The organism is Ruegeria sp. CDSA079, from assembly GCF_059612245.1.
In genome coordinates this window covers 222,868-243,820 of sequence record NZ_JBXWQF010000002.1, presented here as the reverse complement: position 1 = coordinate 243,820, position 20,953 = coordinate 222,868, and the positions used below count along the sequence as shown (strand labels likewise).

Annotated in this window: 17 protein-coding genes and 2 tRNA genes; 10 read left to right on the top strand and 9 right to left on the bottom strand. The window is 58.1% G+C overall.

Annotated features, from left to right (window positions below; all coding sequences use genetic code 11):
• Positions 1–121 precede the first annotated feature (121 nt).
• Positions 122–361 carry an Lrp/AsnC family transcriptional regulator gene (locus tag AC2FJZ_RS03275; protein WP_050602861.1) on the top strand — a complete coding sequence of 80 codons (240 nt, stop codon included), beginning with the start codon at positions 122–124 and terminating at the stop codon, positions 359–361.
• On the opposite strand, the gene AC2FJZ_RS03270 is transcribed toward AC2FJZ_RS03275, so the two are convergent.
• From AC2FJZ_RS03270 to AC2FJZ_RS03260, 3 genes are all read right to left on the bottom strand, one after another.
• On the bottom strand, positions 358–1,224 hold the full coding sequence (locus AC2FJZ_RS03270) for a GNAT family N-acetyltransferase (protein WP_496776042.1): 867 nt from the start codon (positions 1,222–1,224) through the stop codon (positions 358–360). The two genes, AC2FJZ_RS03275 and AC2FJZ_RS03270, sit on opposite strands and share 4 nt — an antisense overlap.
• Before the next feature lie 81 nt (positions 1,225–1,305).
• A tRNA-Gly gene (locus AC2FJZ_RS03265) sits at positions 1,306–1,380 on the bottom strand.
• Positions 1,381–1,413: 33 nt separating this feature from the next.
• A tRNA-Gly gene (locus AC2FJZ_RS03260) sits at positions 1,414–1,488 on the bottom strand.
• 148 nt (positions 1,489–1,636) lie between these two features.
• Here AC2FJZ_RS03260 and AC2FJZ_RS03255 point away from each other — a divergent pair.
• Positions 1,637–1,789, top strand: coding sequence for a hypothetical protein (locus tag AC2FJZ_RS03255; protein ID WP_496776041.1), 153 nt, complete (start codon positions 1,637–1,639; stop codon positions 1,787–1,789).
• A 12-nt stretch (positions 1,790–1,801) separates the two neighbouring features.
• On the opposite strand, the gene AC2FJZ_RS03250 is transcribed toward AC2FJZ_RS03255, so the two are convergent.
• From AC2FJZ_RS03250 to AC2FJZ_RS03235, 4 genes are all read right to left on the bottom strand, one after another.
• On the bottom strand, positions 1,802–2,185 hold the full coding sequence (locus tag AC2FJZ_RS03250) for an MAPEG family protein (protein WP_496776040.1): 384 nt from the start codon (positions 2,183–2,185) through the stop codon (positions 1,802–1,804).
• 78 nt (positions 2,186–2,263) lie between these two features.
• A complete protein-coding gene (locus AC2FJZ_RS03245) occupies positions 2,264–5,701 on the bottom strand; it encodes a pyruvate carboxylase (RefSeq protein WP_496776039.1) in 3,438 nt (1,145 codons plus the stop codon).
• 153 nt (positions 5,702–5,854) lie between these two features.
• Positions 5,855–6,982 carry an alpha-hydroxy acid oxidase gene (locus tag AC2FJZ_RS03240; protein WP_496667786.1) on the bottom strand — a complete coding sequence of 376 codons (1,128 nt, stop codon included), beginning with the start codon at positions 6,980–6,982 and terminating at the stop codon, positions 5,855–5,857.
• Between the two features lie 39 nt (positions 6,983–7,021).
• Positions 7,022–8,797, bottom strand: coding sequence for a sensor domain-containing diguanylate cyclase (locus AC2FJZ_RS03235; protein WP_496776038.1), 1,776 nt, complete (start codon positions 8,795–8,797; stop codon positions 7,022–7,024).
• A gap of 180 nt (positions 8,798–8,977) precedes the next feature.
• Here AC2FJZ_RS03235 and AC2FJZ_RS03230 point away from each other — a divergent pair, with 180 nt between their 5' ends.
• Positions 8,978–11,377, top strand: a complete 2,400-nt coding sequence (locus AC2FJZ_RS03230) for an ATP-dependent helicase (protein WP_496776037.1) — start codon at positions 8,978–8,980, stop codon at positions 11,375–11,377.
• A gap of 4 nt (positions 11,378–11,381) precedes the next feature.
• Here the strand turns inward: AC2FJZ_RS03230 and AC2FJZ_RS03225 are convergent, their stop codons facing one another.
• Complete coding sequence (locus AC2FJZ_RS03225; protein ID WP_050602854.1) at positions 11,382–11,672, bottom strand: DUF1330 domain-containing protein; 291 nt, start codon at positions 11,670–11,672, stop codon at positions 11,382–11,384.
• A 370-nt stretch (positions 11,673–12,042) separates the two neighbouring features.
• Positions 12,043–12,267, bottom strand: a complete 225-nt coding sequence (locus tag AC2FJZ_RS03220) for a DUF1127 domain-containing protein (protein ID WP_050603022.1) — start codon at positions 12,265–12,267, stop codon at positions 12,043–12,045.
• 990 nt (positions 12,268–13,257) lie between these two features.
• Here AC2FJZ_RS03220 and mraZ point away from each other — a divergent pair.
• Genes mraZ through mraY form a run of 7 tightly spaced genes read left to right on the top strand, consistent with a single transcriptional unit; the run spans position 13,258 to position 20,939 of the window.
• Entirely contained in the window at positions 13,258–13,761 is a 504-nt protein-coding gene (mraZ, locus tag AC2FJZ_RS03215) for a division/cell wall cluster transcriptional repressor MraZ (RefSeq protein ID WP_083445187.1), read from the top strand.
• Positions 13,762–13,765: 4 nt separating this feature from the next.
• Positions 13,766–14,758 carry a 16S rRNA (cytosine(1402)-N(4))-methyltransferase RsmH gene (rsmH, locus tag AC2FJZ_RS03210; protein WP_496776036.1) on the top strand — a complete coding sequence of 331 codons (993 nt, stop codon included), beginning with the start codon at positions 13,766–13,768 and terminating at the stop codon, positions 14,756–14,758.
• Entirely contained in the window at positions 14,755–15,123 is a 369-nt protein-coding gene (gene ftsL, locus AC2FJZ_RS03205) for a cell division protein FtsL (protein ID WP_496667791.1), read from the top strand. Before rsmH ends, ftsL begins: the two co-directional genes overlap by 4 nt.
• Positions 15,120–16,907: a peptidoglycan D,D-transpeptidase FtsI family protein gene (locus tag AC2FJZ_RS03200; RefSeq protein ID WP_496776035.1), complete on the top strand. Its 1,788-nt coding sequence runs from the start codon at positions 15,120–15,122 to the stop codon at positions 16,905–16,907. The genes ftsL and AC2FJZ_RS03200 overlap by 4 nt, the downstream gene beginning before the upstream one ends.
• 22 nt (positions 16,908–16,929) lie before the next feature.
• A complete protein-coding gene (locus AC2FJZ_RS03195) occupies positions 16,930–18,429 on the top strand; it encodes a UDP-N-acetylmuramoyl-L-alanyl-D-glutamate--2,6-diaminopimelate ligase (protein ID WP_496667793.1) in 1,500 nt (499 codons plus the stop codon).
• The gene (locus tag AC2FJZ_RS03190; protein WP_496667794.1) at positions 18,426–19,820 is read left to right on the top strand and encodes a UDP-N-acetylmuramoyl-tripeptide--D-alanyl-D-alanine ligase; all 1,395 of its coding nucleotides are present in this window, start codon (positions 18,426–18,428) and stop codon (positions 19,818–19,820) included. Before AC2FJZ_RS03195 ends, AC2FJZ_RS03190 begins: the two co-directional genes overlap by 4 nt.
• Positions 19,821–19,856: 36 nt before the next feature.
• The gene (mraY, locus tag AC2FJZ_RS03185) at positions 19,857–20,939 is read left to right on the top strand and encodes a phospho-N-acetylmuramoyl-pentapeptide-transferase (protein ID WP_050602846.1); all 1,083 of its coding nucleotides are present in this window, start codon (positions 19,857–19,859) and stop codon (positions 20,937–20,939) included.
• Positions 20,940–20,953: the final 14 nt, after the last annotated feature.

Below are 20,953 nucleotides of genomic sequence, written 5' to 3'. Positions count from 1 at the left end.
GACGGGGTTGGGTTGCCTTATCCAGACCATAGGTGGCTTTCACGGCAAACTGTTGCAGGGGATTGCACCCGGCTGTGCCCCGTGTCAGCTTGCAAGCAACACGAACCGATAGGGTTACACCATGTCCACCTGCGTTTTCATCCAGATCCGCTGCAAACCCGGCACCACGTATAAGGTGGCCGAGGAAATCGCTCTGCGCGAAATTCATTCGGAACTTTATTCCACCAGCGGTGAATACGACCTGCTGCTCAAACTCTACATCCCCGAAACCGAGGATGTAGGTCATTTCATCAACGAACATTTGTTGGTGATTCCCAACATCGAACGTTCGCTGACGACGATGACGTTCAAGGCGTTTTAACCGAGTTCGAACGTGGTGACGCCAAAGATGCGGTTCAGATCGATATCCGGCTCGTGGTCGGAATACATCCGGGCCGTTTCAAAGACTTTATCCAGCCCAAGCTCGTCGGCCAATGCGAAGGCTGATGCGTTGGGCTGAGGCATATCTACGAAAACCTCGTGTTCATTGTGGTCCTCGGGGATCGAGGACAAGACAGCGTTCAACAACGCCTTTGCGATATCGGTGGTGTCCGCAAACAGAGGCCCTACTTTATAGCCCGTGAGGCAAGGGCGCAGCGTAGCGTAGCCTCTGATCTCGCCATTCTCAGTATAAACCTTCGAGACATGGCTGTAAGCGCTCAGCCAACTATCCAAAAAAAGGTCACGTGGCGCAGGGAACAGTTTGCGGTCATAAGCCTTCAATGCGACGTATGCGTTGTTCAGATCCGCGATGCGATCATTCGGAGATGTGTCCAGTTTCGCCAACATCCGAGTTTTCGTTCCGGCAAACCGATAGTTGTTATAGGCGAAGGTGAACCCGGACTTGCGATAATTGTCCTGTTGCTCGACCACGCCGTCCAGACCCATGTTGCGCCCGGTGCAATGGGCCAGCGCATGCTGCGCGATCTCAAGCCCGTGGCCATGGTGTCTGAATTCGGGTTTGACGATGTAGAAGCCCAGGAAAGCAAAGTGATCGTCATAATTTACCGCTGAAACTGATGCGATCATCTCTCCGTTCAGAAAACCTCCCAAGAAGCCGTCGGGGTCCGTCGGACGAAAGCACTCGGCATCATGAACCCCCGGGTTCCAGCCCTCGCGCCCGGCCCAATCGACGGCGTGCTGAACTTCGGCGGCAGTGAGCGGGCGGATGATGTAATCAGACATAGGGTAATCCTGCATTGCGTAATGCGGCCAGAATGGCGCAACGCCCAGCAAAGAACCAGCATGTTTGGAGAGTTTGGTATCTGGAGCGGGCGAGGCGATTCGAACGCCCGACCCTAACCTTGGCAAGGTTATGCTCTACCCCTGAGCTACGCCCGCATCAGATACATATGTGGTCCAAAGACCTCTCAATGGAGCGGGCGAGGCGATTCGAACGCCCGACCCTAACCTTGGCAAGGTTATGCTCTACCCCTGAGCTACGCCCGCGCCGTTGAGTGAGGAGGGATGTATAAATTCCCACGCGGGGCTGCAAGCGGAAAAACGCAAAAAAGCGGAAAAATCTTTCGACGGAAATCTAGGGTTGAAGCGTTCTAAATCCAGAGCATCACAAAACAAGAGGGGCTGAGAGAAGAAAATGACAAATACAGCGGACCTGAAAATGGCGGTGTTGGCTGCCTTGATTACGCTTACAACACTGATCTGCGCGCGCGGCGAAGACAGGGTGGCAGAAGTCGAGCCAACCCTGATGCAAGCCCCGCTGATCGAAACGCGGGTTTTGGCGGGTTAAACCCGCAATCGGTCAGAGCGCCAAAACCAGATTCGCAATGGCAGCGACCAATATCGCCGTGAAAGTCAGCCCCATACCAATCTGTCGCAGGATGACGATCTGTGGCGTTCTGCCAAACCCATAAGCGTGCAGCAAACGTCCAGCCAGCAACAACAAGCCCAGCACATGCAAAAGCACGCCACCTGCGCCCTGCAACTCCACCATTGCGATCAGCAATAGGCCGATGGGTGCGTATTCGGCGCAGTTGGAATGCGTCCGTATCGCTTTGATCATCATTTTGCTGCCGCCATCCCCGACTGAGATCTTGTCGCTGCGGCGCTGCAGGATCACTTTGACGCTGAGCGTCACATAAAGCAGTGCGATCAGGGCCGCGTAGATCGGGGTGATTGCAAGCATGGTGTATCTCCGTTCCATTATAGAAAAGGGCCACGCAGTTTCCCGCGCGGCCCTTTGAACTTTAGAAGGTTCTGCAGCTTATTCCAGCTCGACCAGAAGGTCCTTTGCGTCAATCTGGCCGCCGGGCTGCACATGAACGGCTTTGACCGTCGCGTCGCGCTCGGCGTGGATACCGGTTTCCATCTTCATCGCCTCGATGGTCAGCAGCATGTCGCCTTCCTTGACCTGTTGGCCCGCAGTAACGGCGACAGTGGCCACAACACCCGGCATGGGGGCTCCGACATGATCTGGGTTGCCGACCTCGGCCTTGGGCCGAGCCTGCGTGGTCGATGTGACCATCCGGTTCGGAACCCGGATGACACGCGGCTGGCCGTTGAGTTCAAAGAACACTTTAACCTCGCCCTTTTCATCCGTTTCGCCAATGGCCTGGCAGCGTATTTCCAGCGTCTTGCCCGGGTCGATTTCCGCCGTGATCTCTTCGCCCGGCTCCATGCCGTAGAAGAAGGTGCGCGTGGGCAGGGTACGGACCGGGCCATAAACCCGGTGACGGCCGATGTAGTCCAAAAAGACCTTGGGATACATCAGGTATCCGTTCAGGTCCTCGTCATCGACCTCTTTGCCTTCCAATTGCTTGGACAGCTCTTCGCGGGTGGCCTCAAGATCAACCGCAGGAACGTCCTTGCCGGGGCGTTTGGTGTTGGGGGCTTCGTCCTTGAGCACCTTCTTTATGATAGTGTCGGGGAACCCGCCCGGAGGCTGGCCCAGATTGCCGCGCATCATGTCTACGACCGAGTCAGGGAAGGCCACATCGGTGCCCGGGTCCTCGACCTGTTCGCGGGTCATGTTTTGGCTGACCATCATCAGTGCCATGTCGCCAACAACCTTGGACGACGGTGTCACCTTCACGATATCGCCGAACATCCGGTTCACGTCCGCATACATCTGCGCCACCTCATGCCAGCGCTCTTCCAGCCCCAGGCTGCGCGCCTGCGCCTTGAGGTTGGTGAACTGGCCTCCGGGCATCTCGTGCAGATAGACTTCCGATGCCGGAGCCTGGAGACTGGATTCAAAGGCCGCGTACTGGCCGCGTACAACCTCGAAGTAATCGCTGATTTCGCGGATCGCTTTGATGTCCAACCCGGTGTCGCGGTCGGTATGGCGCAGCGCCTCGACTACGGTGCCCAGCGTTGCCTGGCTGGTGTTGCCCGAGAAGCTGTCCATCGCGCAATCCACCGCGTCGACGCCCGCCTCGGACGCCGCCAGAATGGTCGCGCTGGCAATACCTGCAGTGTCATGGGTGTGGAAGTGGATCGGCAGACCGACCTCTTCCTTCAACGCGCGGATCAGGATCTTGGCTGAGGCCGGTTTCAGCAAGCCAGCCATGTCCTTCAGGCCCAGAATATGCGCACCGGCATCGCGCAGCTCTTTCGCCATGCCGACATAATATTTCAGGTCATATTTGGCGCGATCCGGGTCCAGAATGTCACCGGTGTAACAGACGGTACCTTCGCAGATTTTGCCGTTTTCTACCACGGCGTCCATCGCCACACGCATGTTCTCGACCCAGTTCAACGAGTCGAACACACGGAACACGTCGATATTTTTGGACGCCTGATGCACAAATTCCTGCACTACGTTGTCGGGATAGTTGGTGTACCCCACACCGTTCGCGCCGCGCAGCAACATCTGGGTCATCAGGTTCGGCATCGCTTCGCGCAGGTCACGCAAGCGCTGCCACGGGCATTCCTGCAGGAAGCGATAGGCCACGTCGAAGGTCGCGCCACCCCAGCATTCGACCGAGAACAGCTGCGGCAGGTTTGCGGCATAGGTGGGTGCCACCTTGATCATGTCGATCGAGCGCATACGGGTTGCCAGCAGCGACTGGTGCCCGTCGCGCATGGTGGTATCGGTGATCAGCAGCTGACGTTGCGCTTTCATCCAGTCGGCCACGGCCTGCGGGCCCTTCTGCTCCAGCAGGTTGCGAGTGCCCATTTGCGGCTCTGCCTTCTGCGCGGGGGGCTTGGCCTCTTTCAGATCGGCGCGCGGCTCTGGCCGATCCTTTGTTTCGGGGTGACCGTTCACCGTGATGTCGGCGATATAAGTCAGAACCTTGGTGCCCCGATCGCGGCGGCGCTTGAAGGCAAACAGGTCCGGCGTCGTGTCAATGAACTTGGTGGTGTATTCATTCGACAGGAAGGTCGGGTGTTTCAGCAGGTTGATGACGAAGTCGATATTGGTGCTGACGCCACGAATACGGAACTCGCGCAGCGCACGGTCCATGCGGGCAATCGCTGCCTCGGGGGTCGGCGCTTTGGCCGTTACCTTGGTCAGCAGCGAATCATAATAACGCGTAATCACACCGCCTGCATACGCCGTGCCGCCGTCCAGACGAATGCCCATGCCGGTGGCCGAGCGATAGGCGGTGATGCGGCCGTAATCGGGGATGAAGTTGTTCTGCGGGTCTTCGGTCGTGATCCGGGTCTGCAGAGCATGACCGGTCAAATGTACGTCTGCCTGACTTGCTGCACCGGTGGCCTCGGCCAGTGTTTTGCCTTCCGCAATCAGGATCTGCGCCTGCACAATGTCGATGCCGGTGACTTCTTCTGTCACGGTGTGTTCCACCTGTACGCGCGGGTTCACTTCGATGAAGTAGAACTTGCCGGTTTCCATATCCATCAGGAATTCGACCGTGCCAGCGCATTCATAGTTCACATGGGCACAAATCTTGCGGCCCAGCTCGCAGATCTCGGCGCGTTGCTCTTCGCTCAAGTATGGGGCGGGGGCGCGTTCGACCACTTTCTGGTTCCGGCGCTGGACCGAGCAGTCGCGTTCATAGAGGTGATAGATCTCACCATGCTTGTCGCCCAGGATCTGTACCTCGACATGGCGGGCGTGGATGATCATCTTTTCCAGATATCCCTCGCCGTTGCCAAAGGCGGCTTCGGCCTCGCGGCGACCTTCCAGAACTTTTTCTTCCAGCTCATCTTCCGACTGGATCGGGCGCATTCCCCGACCACCACCGCCCCAGCTGGCTTTGAGCATCAGCGGATAGCCGATCTCGGCGGCCTCTTTGCGGATGGTATCCATGTCATCGCCCAGCACTTCGGTTGCCGGAATGACCGGTACACCCGCCGCGATTGCGACACGCCGCGCGCTGGCCTTGTCGCCTAGTGCACGCATGGTTTCCGCCTTGGGGCCGATGAAAGTGATGCCATTCTTGACGCATGCATCTACGAAATCCGGGTTCTCGGACAGCAGGCCATAGCCTGGGTGGATCGCGTCTGCGCCGCATTGCTTGGCAACACGGATTATCTCATCGATCGACAGATAGGCCGCGACCGGCCCCATGCCCTCACCGATCTGATACGCCTCGTCCGCCTTGAACCGGTGCAAGCCCAGTTTGTCCTCTTCGGCGTAAACGGCGACGGTTCGTTTTCCCATCTCATTTGCTGCGCGCATAACGCGGATGGCAATCTCGCCGCGGTTGGCGATCAGGATCTTGGAGAAGTCTGTCATAATAGGTCCCGGTCTTTTGTGGTTGGGCGTCTCTTTGGGCGAACAATACGCGCAGGTATATCCGTTCTTCTGGGTAGAACCGGCATGTTACCGCTCGCAAACGCCCTTGGTCGCTGCGCTCTTATACTTATGCCGCGCCGCAGCATCAAATACTTAGCGTTTTCTCTCAAATTGAGACAAATCTGCCAGGCCCATCTGACCCATATTTGCGTGCAGATCCTGTCTTAGAATATCGATGACATGGGCGGGTCCGCGCGCGCCAAGTGCCGCCAATCCGTACAAGAATGCGCGCCCAAGCATGACGAAATCCGCTCCCAGAGTCAGCGCACGCAGAATATCCAGCCCGCCTTCGACACCGCTGTCAAAGATCAGGGGCAGGCGGGTTGTGTTGCGGATCGAGGGAAGAACCTCAATGCTGGCAGGAGCGGCGTCAAACTGACGCCCACCGTGATTCGAGACCCAAAGGGCGTCCACCCCGATCTGTTCCAGACGCTCTGTGTCTTCGGCGCGCAGGATGCCTTTTATCACAAAAGGTCCGTCCCAATGATCGCGCAGCCAAGAGACATAGTCCAACCCTGGCGAGGTCCTTAACAGGTATCCGACATGGGCTGTCGGAGGCAGATCTCCGGGATTTTCGATGTACTTGTCCAGAGTGCGCATGTGCGGCACGCCGTTGCGCAACATCCCCATAGCCCAGGCGGGTCTTGCCGCAATCTGTGCCAGCAAGCGCGGCGTCAGCTTTGGCGGCTGCCTGAGACCTGAGCGGGTTTGCCGTTCCCTGCGCGAGGCAACAGGGACGTCCACGGTCAGCACCAGAGTTCGAAATCCGGCCCGGCGCGCCCGATCCAGCATATCCTTGCGAATTTCGGGGTCCCGCGGTGGATAAAGCTGAAACCACGCGTTTGGTCCCAAATGCGGGGCCAAATCTTCGGGGCTTTGGCTGGCAACGGTGGACAGGGTATAGGGAATACCCGCCTGCGCGGCGGCCTGCGCCAACAGCCGTTCCGCATCGGGCCAGACCAGTCCAGACATCCCGATGGGGGCGATTCCGAAGGGCAATGGGCAAGCGGTACTCAGACACGTCCTTGATGTGTCGAACTCCAGCTCACCGTGCAGGATCGAGGGGGAAAGGCGGACATCATCCAGCGCTATGCGGTTGCGGTTTAACGTCGTTTCAATACCGGTTCCGCTGTCGATATACTCCCACACGAAATGCGGCAGGCGGCGGCGCGCGCGTCGTTTCAGGTCCGGAATGCCGGGATAGGTGCTGTGCAGATCCATGCAGATTGATCCGATCCGCCACGCGATTCGGCAAGGTTTTTATGCTGCATCTGTCGAGGGATGCTTGCTTTCAGGCCCTGCGCGTTTAGCCGGATCCGTGGTTCCGCAGGCAACCTGAACCTGATTGCGACCCTTATCCTTGGCAACATACAGTGCGTCGTCGGCAGCACGCATCAGGTCCTGTGGAATGGTGCCATGGGCCGGGTAATGCGCGACCCCAACCGACATCGTGATGCGGGGCAGAGCCTTCTCGCCATAGCGTACAGCTACGGCTTCGACCGCCTGACGCAACTGTTCGGCACGAGTTACGGCGTCTTCGGGGCTGTTGTCGGGCAGAATCAGCATGAATTCTTCGCCGCCGATGCGGCAGGCGATTTCGTCCCTGTCGCAGCCTTGCTCCAGCGCGGCGCCGACCGCGCGCAAGACCATGTCACCGGCATCATGCCCATGTGTATCGTTGAACTTCTTGAAGTGATCGACGTCCACCGCAATCAGGCTCAGCGCAGCGCCCGTCTGTTGGCAGCGGCTGATGGATTTGCGCAGCGTTTCGGTCATGTGGCGGCGATTGAACAATCCGGTCAGCGGGTCGCGTACCGATTGGTCATGAAGCTGATCCCGCATGCGGACATTGGCAATCGCCATGCTGATCTGTTCGGCGCATAATTGAGCCAATTTACGGCTTTTGTTGAAACAATCCTCACGCCCTTCGATTGCCCTAAGGTGCAGAAGACCAACTGTTTCGCCATGTGCCAGAATGGGAAAGCAGAAATAGGGTCGGCCGTCATGCGGTTCGGCATGTTCGCAGACAAAATCGATCTCGGATGCGCCGAACTCATAGGTCCTGCCGCGCCGCAAGCCCCAGCATCCTTCAGGATGGATATGCGCCTTGTGCGCGCCGCCATTCCAGCTGGCGCAGCCATCCAGCACATCGCGAGAGTTCGAATAGACATAAACACTGCCTTCCGACTCAGGCAAAATGTGGGTCATAAAGCGTGAGACCATTTCGAAAAGCTCGTCCAGTGATCGACTTGATTGCAACCATTCGTTCAATTCCCCGAGCAGGCGAACCTCTCGAGCCAGGCGCAGTTGTTCATCCATCAGCTCACGTTCTTTTTCGGCACGTTTGCGCAGATCACGCACCTGACGGCGGTTGGTGCGGTGGACAATCAGGATGACGGTGGTCAGTGCCAGCAAGGCGACTCCGCTCAAAAACGCCAGAGAAATGCGGACGCGGGAGATAAACAGGTTCCTCAGGTCTGTAATATCCGAATAGAATTCTATAGCCCCCAGAAACACCGCATCCTTGATGATCGGTGTGTGAACCTCGGCCACGTGACGACTGCTTAGGCCTGTATCTCCGGCATGATCGGGATCAAACGAATCTATTTCCGTGATCGGTTTCTCTTCGTGTTTGTAATAGAGACCGCCGGCCGCGACGACCAACTGGAAGAACGGTTGTGTGTTCACGGTTCCAATATCATTTGTACGTGTCGACCAGAAAACGTGCCCCGAAGCATCAAACAGCTTGAAGCGATAAATGTCCGAGGTTTCGGGCAACAGCTCCAGAAATTCTTCATCATGCTCGGTCAATGCGTGAAAACGGAAAGTAGCATTCAGATCGCTCAGGTGGCTTTCGACCTGACGGCTCATCTGCATTGCCCTTTTTCGCAGGTCGGATTCCAGCATGCGATCAACCACCGGTGCGGGAACGGCATAGATTCCCCAGCCTGCTGCTGCCGTCAGCGCAAGCATCATTACGGTCACACCCACCATTTTCAGCCTTGATGACTGACCTGTCGGTTCCACCTGTTCCATTTTTTCCGCTCCCACAACACTCAGACAAGCATCCGATCCAAGATTTGACAGAGGGTTAACAGGCGCTCAGGGCAGCGGCGTATTTGTTTAGGATTGAATGGAAAAAGAAGTGCGAAAAGCTTGTGAACAAGCCGTGAACAAACTCTTTCCCTTGGCGCGCATCCGGCGTAGTTTGGATTCATGAGCAGTTTTGACGAAATGGACGCCTTCGAAGGCGCATCGCTGTCGGCGCGGGCAATGGCCGTGCGCCCTTCGCCCTACCTGGATGAGTTGAACCCGGCGCAGCGGGACGCAGTTGAGCGTCTGGACGGTCCGGTTCTGATGCTGGCCGGGGCAGGGACGGGCAAGACCAAGGCCCTCACAGCCCGGATCGCGCATTTGCTCAATACGGCGCGGGCCCGTCCGAATGAGATTCTGTCGGTGACGTTTACCAACAAGGCCGCGCGCGAGATGAAAGAACGGGTCGGTCGCCTGCTGGGTCAGCCTGCCGAAGGGATGCCGTGGCTGGGCACGTTTCATTCGATCTGCGTCAAGCTGTTGCGCCGCCATGCGGAGCTGGCTGGCTTGAAGTCGAATTTCACCATTCTGGACACTGATGATCAGCTTCGCCTGCTCAAACAACTGGTACAGGCCGCCAATATCGATGACAAACGTTGGCCAGCGCGGATGCTGCTGGGGATCATCGACGATTGGAAGAACCGCGCGCTGACACCGGAGAAGGTGCCAACCGCAGATGCCGGGGCCTACAACAACAAAGGCATTGAGCTTTATGCTCAATACCAGACCCGTCTGCGTGAGTTGAACGCGGTGGATTTCGGCGACCTGCTGCTGCACGTGGTCACGATCTTCCAGACCCACCCGGACGTGTTGGAGCAATACCAGCGCTGGTTCCGCTACATCCTTGTGGATGAGTATCAGGACACAAACGTCGCCCAATACCTGTGGCTGCGGTTGCTGGCCGGGGGGCACAAAAACATTTGCTGCGTGGGTGATGACGATCAGTCGATCTATGGCTGGCGCGGGGCCGAGGTAGGCAACATCCTGCGGTTCGAAAAGGACTTCCCTGGCGCATATGTGGTGCGGCTGGAGCAGAACTATCGCTCGACCCCGCATATTCTGGCGGCTGCATCGAACGTTATTCGGGGCAATGAAAACCGTCTGGGCAAAGAGCTTTGGACTGATGCGGATGATGGCCACAAGGTCAACCTGATCGGCCATTGGGATGGCGAGGAAGAGGCCCGCTGGATCGGCGAAGAAATCGACGCGATGCAGGGCGGGACACGCGGTATACGCCCTGTGAACCTTGATGAGATGGCTATTCTGGTCCGTGCCTCGCACCAGATGCGCGCTTTCGAGGATCGGTTCCTGACCATCGGTCTGCCCTACAAGGTGATCGGCGGCCCGCGATTCTATGAGCGGATGGAGATCCGCGATGCCATGGCCTATTTCCGGCTGGTCGTCAGCCCTGAGGATGATCTTGCCTTTGAGCGCATCGTAAACACCCCGAAACGCGGCCTTGGCGACAAGGCCCAGCAGACGATTCAGGTTGTGGCCCGGGAGTATGGTGTCTCTTTAGTTAACGGAGCGCGGATTGCTGTAGACAGTGGCCAGATCAAAGGCAAAGGCGCTAAAGCGCTAAGGGAACTGATCGATGGATTGGCGCGCTGGAATGAATTTTCTCGGGGACCAAAAGTCGCTTCAGATGAAGATTTGGTGATTGAGGACATTGGAATGACCTCAATCCAGTCAGAAGTCCCCGAACATACGCATATCGAACTGGCGCAGATCATCCTCGATGAATCCGGCTATACCTCTCATTGGCAGAACGACAAGACCCCCGAAGCGCCGGGGCGTCTGGAAAACCTGAAAGAGCTGGTCAACCAGCTGGACAATTTCGAAAACCTGCAAGGGTTTCTGGAACATGTCAGCCTTGTCATGGACAACGAACAAGACAGCGACGGAGCGAAGGTGTCGATCATGACCCTGCACGCAGCCAAGGGGCTTGAATTCCCAGTTGTCTTCCTGCCGGGGTGGGAGGACGGCTTGTTCCCGTCGCAACGGTCAATGGACGAATCCGGCCTCAAAGGGCTCGAGGAAGAGCGCCGTCTGGCCTATGTCGGCATCACCCGCGCTGAAGAGGTATGTACGATTTCCTTTGCTGCCAATCGGCGGGTGTTCGGGCAATGGCAGAACTCCATGCCTTCGCGCTTCATCGATGAATTGCCGGAAGACCACGTTGAGGTGCTGACGCCCCCTGGTCTTTATGGCGGCGGGCACCGGACCGCGGGAATCGAAACCCGCGCAGCCGAAGCCAATGTCTACAACTCACCAGGCTGGAAACGGTTGCAGGCGCGGCAAGGTCAATATGGCATGTCGCAGCCGAAAGAAAGCCGGAGCACGGTGATTGACGCCACCGCATTGGCCAGTTTCACGCTGGGTGAGCGTGTTTTCCATCAGAAATTCGGCTACGGCGCGGTGATCGGGATCGAGGGCGACAAGGTCGAGGTCGATTTTGACAAGGCGGGAACCAAGAAAGTGGTCTCGCGTTTCCTGACCAACAAGGATGACGTCCCGTTCTGAGGCGTCAGATTCCTTCGACCAGAACTAGGTTGGTCGAGGCGGTGGCTTGCCGGATCTTCGCTAGCTCGATGTAATCGGGGTCGTCTTTCCAGGCTTTCGCCGCAGCAAGGTCTGGAAACTCCATCAGCACAATTCCACCTTCCGGCCAACCGCCTTCAATCTGTTCGACCGATTTCGACGAGACCGTCAGCAAACGGCCTCCGTGGCGGTCAAAGATTGGCATGAAGCCCGCCAGATAATCCTGATACCCGTCAGGGTCGTGGATGTCGATCTGCGCGATGAAATAGGCTGCCATGGCGTCCTCCGGATCAGAAATCAGAAGGCCATCTTACACCAGTGTCGAAAAAACAAAAAACGGCGGTTCCCAGGGAGGAGGAAGGGAACCGCCGTCTTGTCAACATCAGAGCAGGGAGGAGGAGAGCCCTGACGTATGCGAACCCGGGTCTGAGCCCGGTATGAGGAAGACGCGGCGACGCTAGGGAGGAGGAATGCGTCGCCGCGCGCTTTCAACATCAAGGCAGGGAGGAGGAGAGCCCTGATGTATCAGGTTCCGGCATCTTGAGGCCGGTATAAGGTGCGGCAACGTCAGGGAGGAGGAAAGACGTTGCCGCTGATTACAGACCCAAAGGGAGGAGGAAGGGCCTGATCTCTGTATCTGTTTGCGCTTAACGCGCGGTGTGGTCTTCTGCGGCCTGCAACGCGACCCGGCGGATCATCGAGCGGTGCAGGCCCAGATCGGTCAGTTCACGATTTGACAGCCCGGACAGTTCGTTAACTGTCTGGCGATACATGCGATAGCGCACAAAACGGGTCTTGGCGGTCTCAACCAATGCGGCCAATCCAAACGCCGTTGTGCTTTTATGTGCTGTATGTGTGCCTGCGACTGCCATTTTCATCATCCGTCTGTCTTGTGTTACCGATATCACTCGGCCCTTGCTTGAGACTGAAAATAGGCAAATGCTGCGATTGCACAATAGGTCACATCGTCAATGCTGCCATGCAGCAAATGCATAGATTGGTTCGGGTTTTTCGTAGCGGTGAAATACGCCTTTGAAATATAGGTATTGTCTGAGGCGCCCTCAGGGCCTGGAAAAACGCCACGCGGCGGTGTGCCTTTGAATTGAGCATGTTCGGCGTGAATTTGTGCGACGTGAAATGCTGACATCAGATCATTGAAGTGCCGGAGGACACCAACGACTGGCCGTTTGGAGGCGTAGCATCGTCTCGTTGATTCCAGTTTTTCGGGGTGGAGTCAGGTCGGGGACTCGCTTTTGCGGTCGCAAGTGACTGCGTATGGGAAATCGTGGGCGGTGTTGGTGTAGGTGGGGAAATGACACCTATAACCCCCTTTTGCTTTAGTCGATTCTATGGGCCGGTTGCTTGCAGTGGGCCAGAAAATCCAGTCCGAATAAGAAATCTCAAATTTTTTTGGGAAAACGTGGGAAATTTTCGCCGGTACGTTTTTTCTATATGTTGATATTGTTGGGCAGTTCGCTTCTAATTATGGTGTCTTGATGCCGAATTTCTTCCGTTTCAGTATAGATATGCCGTGCTTCAAGCGACACGATCAAAAAATTTCCTATTGATTTCCATGAATTCCCATGGCATCCCTTGTACATCCGATGAGGACGAGGCAGCAGGGGCACCAAACGACCCCGAACCAAAAATACTAATCAGGTTTCATACAGGCATCTCGCTTTCATCAATCAAGAGATCCGGCGCGCGGGCGAGCAGACATCCCCCCAGGTGGCGCGTGCAGCTGGACATCCCGCAAAGCGGGTCAATGCGGCGGGTTGATCAGTGGCAGCAGATCAACCCGCCGTTTTTACCTTCTGGGGACGTGAATTTTAAATGGGGCGCAAGCGAAAGGGACAGTCGTCTTGGCGCGCAGGTTTAGAGGTGAAAGCCACCATAAGGTGGACACGAAGGGCAGGGTCTCGATCCCGGCCTCGTTTCGCCGTGTGCTTGAAGCTTCCGATCCCAACTGGCAGCCTGGTGACAATCCTGAACTCGTGATTGTGTACGGCGATCACCGTCGCAAATACCTTGAATGTTATACCATGCAGGCGATTGACGAGGTCGATGCCAAAATCGACGCGCTTCCGCGTGGCTCGATGGAGCGCAAGATGTTGCAACGCATGTTCCACGGTCAGTCTTTCCCGACAAACGTGGATGAAACCGGGCGTCTGGTTCTGCCCGCCAAGCTACGCACCAAGATCGATCTGGAGAGTGAGGCCTTCTTTATTGCTGCCGGTGACACGTTCCAGATTTGGAAGCCCGAGACCTACGAGGTCGAGGAACTGGCCAAAGCCGAAGAATGGATGGACGATCTGCCCGACGATTTCGACCCGATGGTCTATCTCGATGGCGTCGGGGACGCGTAACGGCATGTCCGGCGCTGTCCCTCCCTCCGATAAACCTCATATTCCTGTTTTGCTGCGTCCATTGCTGGCCGCGGTGTCTCCGGTGTCCGGCGTTTGGTTGGACGGCACCTTTGGGGCAGGCGGGTACACGCGCGGGTTGTTAGATGCGGGGGCTGACAAAGTCATCGGCGTGGACCGTGACCCACTAGCCTTTGAAATGGCCACGGATTGGGCCGGAGAGTATGGCGACAGGCTGGTGATGCAGCCCGGTGTGTTCTCGCGGATGGACGAATACGCACAGGATCTGGACGGCGTTGTGCTGGATCTTGGTGTGTCTTCGATGCAGCTGGATCAGGCCGAACGTGGCTTTTCCTTCATGAAGGACGGCCCATTGGACATGCGGATGAGCCAGGAGGGTGAAAGCGCAGCGGATTTGATCAACGCGGCGAGTGAGGTGCAACTGGCTGATATCCTGTTCCATTTCGGCGAGGAGCGCGCAAGTCGTCGAATCGCCAAAGCCATCGTCAAGGCGCGGGCCGAAGACCCAATCACCACGACCTTGCGCCTGACCGGGATCATCGAATCCTGCTTGCCGCGACCCAAGCCGGGGCAATCTCACCCGGCGACGCGCAGCTTTCAAGGGCTGCGGATCGCTGTGAATGCCGAATATGAAGAGCTGTTTCAGGGATTAATGGCGGCGGAGAGAGCGTTGAAGCCTGGCGGGCAACTGGCCGTGGTGACCTTCCATTCCATCGAGGATCGGATGGTAAAGCGGTTCTTTCAGTCCCGCGCGGGCAAGACAGGGCGTGCGAACCGATATGCGCCCGAAATCGAGCAGGACCAGCCGCAATTCACGCTGAAAACCCGTAAGGCCGTAGGGCCGGATGAGCAGGAACTACAGGAAAACCCCCGCGCGCGCTCGGCCAAGCTGCGCGTGGCGATCCGAACCGAGGCACCATCAGGGGAAATTGAGGCCCGTACGATTGGAATGCCGCAACTGGGGGGAAGGGCAAGATGAAGAGTATTTTGTATGTGTTGACCGCTCTGTCCGTTTTTGGATTGGCGCTTTGGGCCTATCAGGAAAACTACCGCACCCAGCAGGTGGTGAAGGAAACACAGAAACTACAGCGCGAGATCGGTATGGCGCAGGTTCGGTTGGCTGTCCTGAACGCCGAATGGGCCTATCTGAACCGCCCCGACCGGCTGCGTGAATTGGCAGATTTGAACTTTGAACGCCTGGCTCTGCTGCCGCTGCGGGCAGAACAATTCGGGCGTGCCGACCAGATTGCCTATGCCGAAGACCCCGATCTGCCCATCGTGGATCCGATTGAACTGCAGGCCATCACAGACATTCAGGCTTTGGGCGAGGTGCAGATTCCATGACTCGCACGCCGTTGCGCCCGCTGGCCCGAATCCTCGACGCTCGCGCCCGGGGCGAAAACCCCAAGGCGATCGAGCGGGAAAACATCCGTAAACGCCACGAAGACATGAAAGACCGCGCCCGTGCCCGCGCCGAAGGGCGCCTATTGGTGCTGGGGTTATTCTTCTTCTGCGCCTTCTCGGTTGTTGGCGTGCGCATGGGAATGCTGGCCACGTCCGAGGCGCAAGAGCCCGTGGCAAGTGCGCCGGGTGCGGCAATTGCCATGCAGCGTGCCAATATAGTTGACCGCGAAGGGCGTATTCTGGCGACCAATCTGGACACTTATTCGGTCTACGCGCAGCCGCCATTGATGATCGACCCGATTGCCGCTGCAGATCAGCTGGTGGCAATCTTCCCTGATCTGGACAAAAAGCGTTTGGTCAAGGATTTCACCAGTAAGCGCAAGTTTCTCTGGATCAAAAAACGTATCTCGCCCGAGCAGAAGCAGGCCGTCCATGACATCGGCGATCCGGGCATTCTGTTTGGTCCGCGCGAAATGCGTCTTTATCCCAACGGCAGGCTTGCCGCGCATATTCTGGGCGGGTCCGGTTTTGGTCGTGAAGGCGTCAGCGCTGCCGAAGTGATCGGTGTGGCAGGTGTAGAGAAACAGTTCGACGACTATCTGCGTGACCCGGCCAACGGCAACAAGCCGCTGCAATTGTCGCTGGACCTGACAATTCAGGCGGCTGTTGAACAGGTGCTGTATGGCGGCATGAAGATCATGAACGCCAAGGGCGCGTCGGCTGTTTTGATGAACGCGCATACGGGCGAGGTCGTGTCGGCTGCGTCTCTGCCTTCATTTGATCCGAACGACCGCCCGCGCCCGCCGACTTCGGGTTTTGATCCATCAGACAGCCCGCTGTTCAACCGGTACGTGCAAGGTGTGTACGAACTGGGTTCGGTCTTCAAGATTTTCACTGCGGCGCAGGCTGTTCAACTGGGACTGGTGAATTCCAATACCATCATCGACACATCGGGTCCGATGAAGATCGGTCGCTTTCCCATTGGAGAGTTCAACGGCAAGAATTACGGCAAAATCAGCGTTGCGGATGTGATCGTACACAGCTCGAACCGGGGCACGGGCCGTCTTGCATTGCAGATCGGTGCGCAGCGGCAGCAGGAATTCCTGAATACGCTGGGCATGTTCGACCCGACGCCGTTTGAAATTGTCGAGGCCAAGGGTGGGGTGCCGCTCAAGCCCAAGAAATGGGGTGAGCTGAGCACAGTGACCATTTCCTACGGCCATGGTCTATCGACCAGCCCAATGCATCTGGCCGCCGGGTACGCTGCCATTGCCAATGGCGGGCACTATGTCAGCCCGACCATTCTGCGCAAAAACGGCCCGCAATACGGCCCTCGCGTATTGTCGGAAAACACCGCGCGCCAGGCACAGAAAATGCTGCGCAAAGTGGTAACAGACGGCACCGCCAGCTTTGCCGAGGTTAAGGGTTACGATGTGGCCGGCAAAACTGGTACGGCGGACAAGCCCAAGCCGCGCGGCGGGTATTACGATGACAAGGTCATCGCGACCTTTGCGACAATCTTCCCGGCCTATGATCCGAAATACGTTCTGATCGTCACGTTGGACGAGCCTTCGATCGTGGCATATGGCGAAAAGCGCCGCACTGCGGGCTGGACTGCCGTGCCGGTCGCCGCCGAACTTATTAGTCGCGTCGCGCCGTTGCTGGGCCTGCGTCCCCGGCTTGAGCCTGAGGCGGGCGCTGCTATAACGCTGACCTCAAACTAGGCTGTCCGGCAAGAGGTGGGTCATGGGCACAAGGACAAAGAAACTTAACCAACTGGCCCTGACTGCACGCGGGGGCGCAAACCCCGGCATTACAGGTCTGGCCGTCGACAGCCGCGAGGTGAAAGACGGCTTCCTGTTTGCGGCCCTTCCCGGCACGCGCGTTCATGGCGGCGAGTTCATCCAGTTTGCCCTGCGCATGGGGGCCGCTGCGATCCTGACCGATGCCGAAGGGGCCGCGATAGCTGAGGCCGAGCTGGATGAATCAGGCGCGGCACTGGTAGTGGTTGAAGACCCGCGTCAAGCGCTGGCCGGGGCAGCCGCATTGTGGTTTGGCGCACAACCGCGGACCATCGTCGCTGTTACCGGGACCAATGGTAAAACCTCTGTTTCCACGTTTGTGCGCCAAATCTGGGCCGAGCTGGGCCATGCCGCCGTGAATCTTGGCACCACCGGGGTCGAGGGAGCCTGGACCGCGCCGCTGGCCCACACCACACCCGAGCCGATCACCCTGCATCGCTGTCTGGCAGAGGCGGCTGAGAATGGCGTGACCCACGCCGCGATGGAGGCTTCGTCCCATGGTCTGGAACAGCGCCGTCTGGATGGTGTGCACCTGACAGCCGCAGGGTTTTCCAACTTCACTCAAGACCATCTGGACTATCACGAAACCTTCGAGGCGTATTTCGCCGCCAAGGCCGGTCTGTTCGACCGTGTGTTGTCGCAAGATGGTACAGCGGTGATCAATCTGAGCGACCCCAAAGGCGCTCAAGTCCAGCGGGTCGCAAAATCTCGGGGTCAATCGGTTCTGACCGTTGGTTTGGGTGACGCCGATTTATGCCTGATCAATCAACGGTTTGACGCCACCGGGCAGGACCTGCGGTTTTCCTGGCAGGGCCGAACGTTCCAGACCCGCCTGAACCTGATCGGTGGGTTCCAGGCGGAAAACATCCTGCTGGCCTGCGCGCTGGTCATCGCCGCAGGCGACAGCCCAGAGCAGGTTTTTGAAACCCTGCCGCATCTGACGACCGTGCGGGGGCGGATGCAACTGGCCGCAACGCGCGATAATGGTGCAACGGTTTTTGTGGATTACGCCCACACGCCCGACGCCGTGGCCACCGCCCTCAAGGCGCTGCGCCCGCATGTGATGGGGCGACTGATCGCTATAGTCGGGGCAGGCGGGGATCGAGACGCCACGAAACGACCTTTGATGGGCAAGGCGGCGGCCAACCATGCTGATGTGGTGTTTGTCACCGATGACAACCCGCGCAGTGAAGACCCTGCCGCCATCCGTGCGGCCGTCATGGAAGGTGCGCTTGAGGCCGCAGATCAGGCCAGTGTGACTGAGGTTGGCGACCGCGCCGAGGCTATTTTACGCGGCATCGACGCGCTGCAACCGGGCGATGCGCTGCTGATTGCTGGTAAGGGACATGAAACCGGCCAGATCGTCGGGGATCAGGTTCTGCCTTTTGATGACGTTGAACAGGCCAGCATCTCGGTCGCCGCGCTGGACGGGAGGGTCGCATGACGCTCTGGACAGCATCCGAGGCCGCTGAGGCTACTGGCGGTCAGGCTACAAGTGACTGGATTGCCAATGGTGTGTCCATTGATACGCGCACAATCCAGCCCGGCGATTTGTTCGTGGCGCTGAAAGCCGCGCGGGACGGTCATGATTTTGTGGCGCAGGCACTGGAAAAAGGCGCAGGGGCGGCGCTGGTTTCTCACATTCCCAAAGATGTCCCGGATGGGGCGCCTCTGCTGAAGGTTGATGACGTGCAGGCCGGTCTTGAAGCGTTGGGGCAGGCGGCACGAGCTAGAACTGATGCGCGCGTTTTGGGTGTGACGGGCAGCGTCGGCAAGACCTCGACCAAGGAAATGCTGGCGACGATCCTCGAAACACAAAGCAAAACCCACGCCAGCGTGGACAGCTATAACAACCATTGGGGCGTACCGCTGACTTTGGCGCGGATGCCGCGTGATACTGAGTTTGCCGTGATCGAGATCGGCATGAACCACCCAGGCGAGATTGCCCCGCTGGCAAAACAGGCCCGACCGCACGTGGCGCTGGTCACAACCGTGGCTGCGGTGCACTTGGAAGCCTTCGAGTCCGTCGCAGGCATCGCTCATGAGAAAGCGGCGATCTTCGAGGGGTTGGAACCCGGCGGAGCCGCGATCGTCAACGCAGATATAGAACACGCTGACATCCTGCGTCAGACTGCGCAGGATCACGGGGCCGGGATCGTCGATTTCGGCTGCAATGCAGCAGAATACCGGCTGACTGATGTGCAGCAAGGGGCCAACACAGTGAACGCCCAGGCAGTGGTCGGCGATCAACTCATCCGCTTTGAGGTCAACTCTGCCGGTACCCATTTTGCCATGAACGCGCTTGGGGCTCTGGCGGCATGCGTGGAACTGGGTGTCGATCTGGATCAAGCCATCTCGGGTCTGCGTGCGTGGTCGCCGGTCAAGGGTCGCGGTGTGCGCGAAAGCTTGCCGCTGTCCGGGGGTGGTCAGATCGAACTTCTGGATGACAGCTATAACGCCAACCCAACCTCGATGGAGGCCGCGCTGGATGTCTTGGCCGCCTCGCAAGGTACCCGTCGCATCGCATTTCTGGGCGATATGAAAGAACTGGGCCCGCAAGAAGAGGTGATGCACGCCGCGATGGCGGACGCTGCAGCCATGGCACAGGTGGATCAGGTACATTGCATTGGACCGCTGATGCAGGCCCTGCACCAAGCGCTACCCGATGACAAACGCGGGCTCTGGTTCGAAACCAGTGCTGAGATGACCGAACACTTGCCCGCACTGATCCGCGATGGCGACACGGTGCTGGCAAAAGGCTCTCTCAGCATGACATTGGCTGCGATTGTTGACGGTCTGCGCAAAATGGGGCAAGGGAGCGCGCTTGATGGGTGATCGCGCCCAGACGCCGCGTGTGAGAAAGGTATTGTCATGCTGTATTGGTTGACCGCCCTGTCGGACGGTGGGGATTTCTGGAACCTCTTCCGCTATATCACCTTCCGCGCTGGCGGTGCCTTCATGACGGCGCTGATCTTTGGGTTCCTGTTCGGAAAACCCCTGATCAATGTGCTGCGCAAGAAACAAGGCAAAGGACAGCCGATCCGCGACGACGGTCCCGAAGGGCATTTTTCCAAGGCAGGTACGCCAACCATGGGCGGGCTGCTGATTGTCGGCGCGCTGGTGACGTCGACCCTGATCTGGGCGCGGTGGGACAATCCTTATGTCTGGATGGTGCTGTTTGTGACCTTGGCTTATGCGGCTATCGGATTTGCGGATGACTACGCCAAGGTGTCGAAACAGAATACCAAGGGCGTTTCGGGCAAGATGCGCCTGGCGCTGGGCGTCATTATTGCAGTTCTGGCCTCGCTCTGGGCGTCGCTGCATCATCCTGAAGCACTTCAGAACCAGCTGGCGGTACCGGTGTTCAAGGACACTCTGGTCAATCTGGGGCTTTTCTACATCCCGTTCACGGTCGTCGTGATCGTGGGGGCCGCCAATGCGGTGAACCTGACCGACGGTCTGGATGGGCTGGCCATCATGCCCGCGATGATTGCCGCGACGACCCTTGGGATCATCGCTTATGCGGTCGGGCGCGTTGACTTCACCGAATATCTGGACGTGCACTACGTGCCCGGAACCGGCGAAATTCTAATTTTCACGGCTGCCCTGTTCGGAGGCGGTTTGGGCTTTTTGTGGTACAACGCCCCACCCGCGGCGGTGTTCATGGGCGACACCGGATCGCTGGCCTTGGGCGGCGCGCTGGGCGCAATCGCCGTGGCCACCAAGCACGAGCTGGTTCTGGCCGTGGTCGGAGGTCTGTTCGTGGTCGAGGCGCTGAGCGTGATCATTCAGGTCCTCTACTTCAAGCGCACCGGAAAGCGGGTCTTTCTGATGGCCCCGATCCATCACCACTATGAGAAAAAAGGTTGGGCCGAGCCAACTATCGTAATCCGCTTCTGGATCATCTCGCTGATCCTGGCGATGATCGGTCTGGCAACGCTGAAAGTGCGCTAAGAAGGAGCCATTGA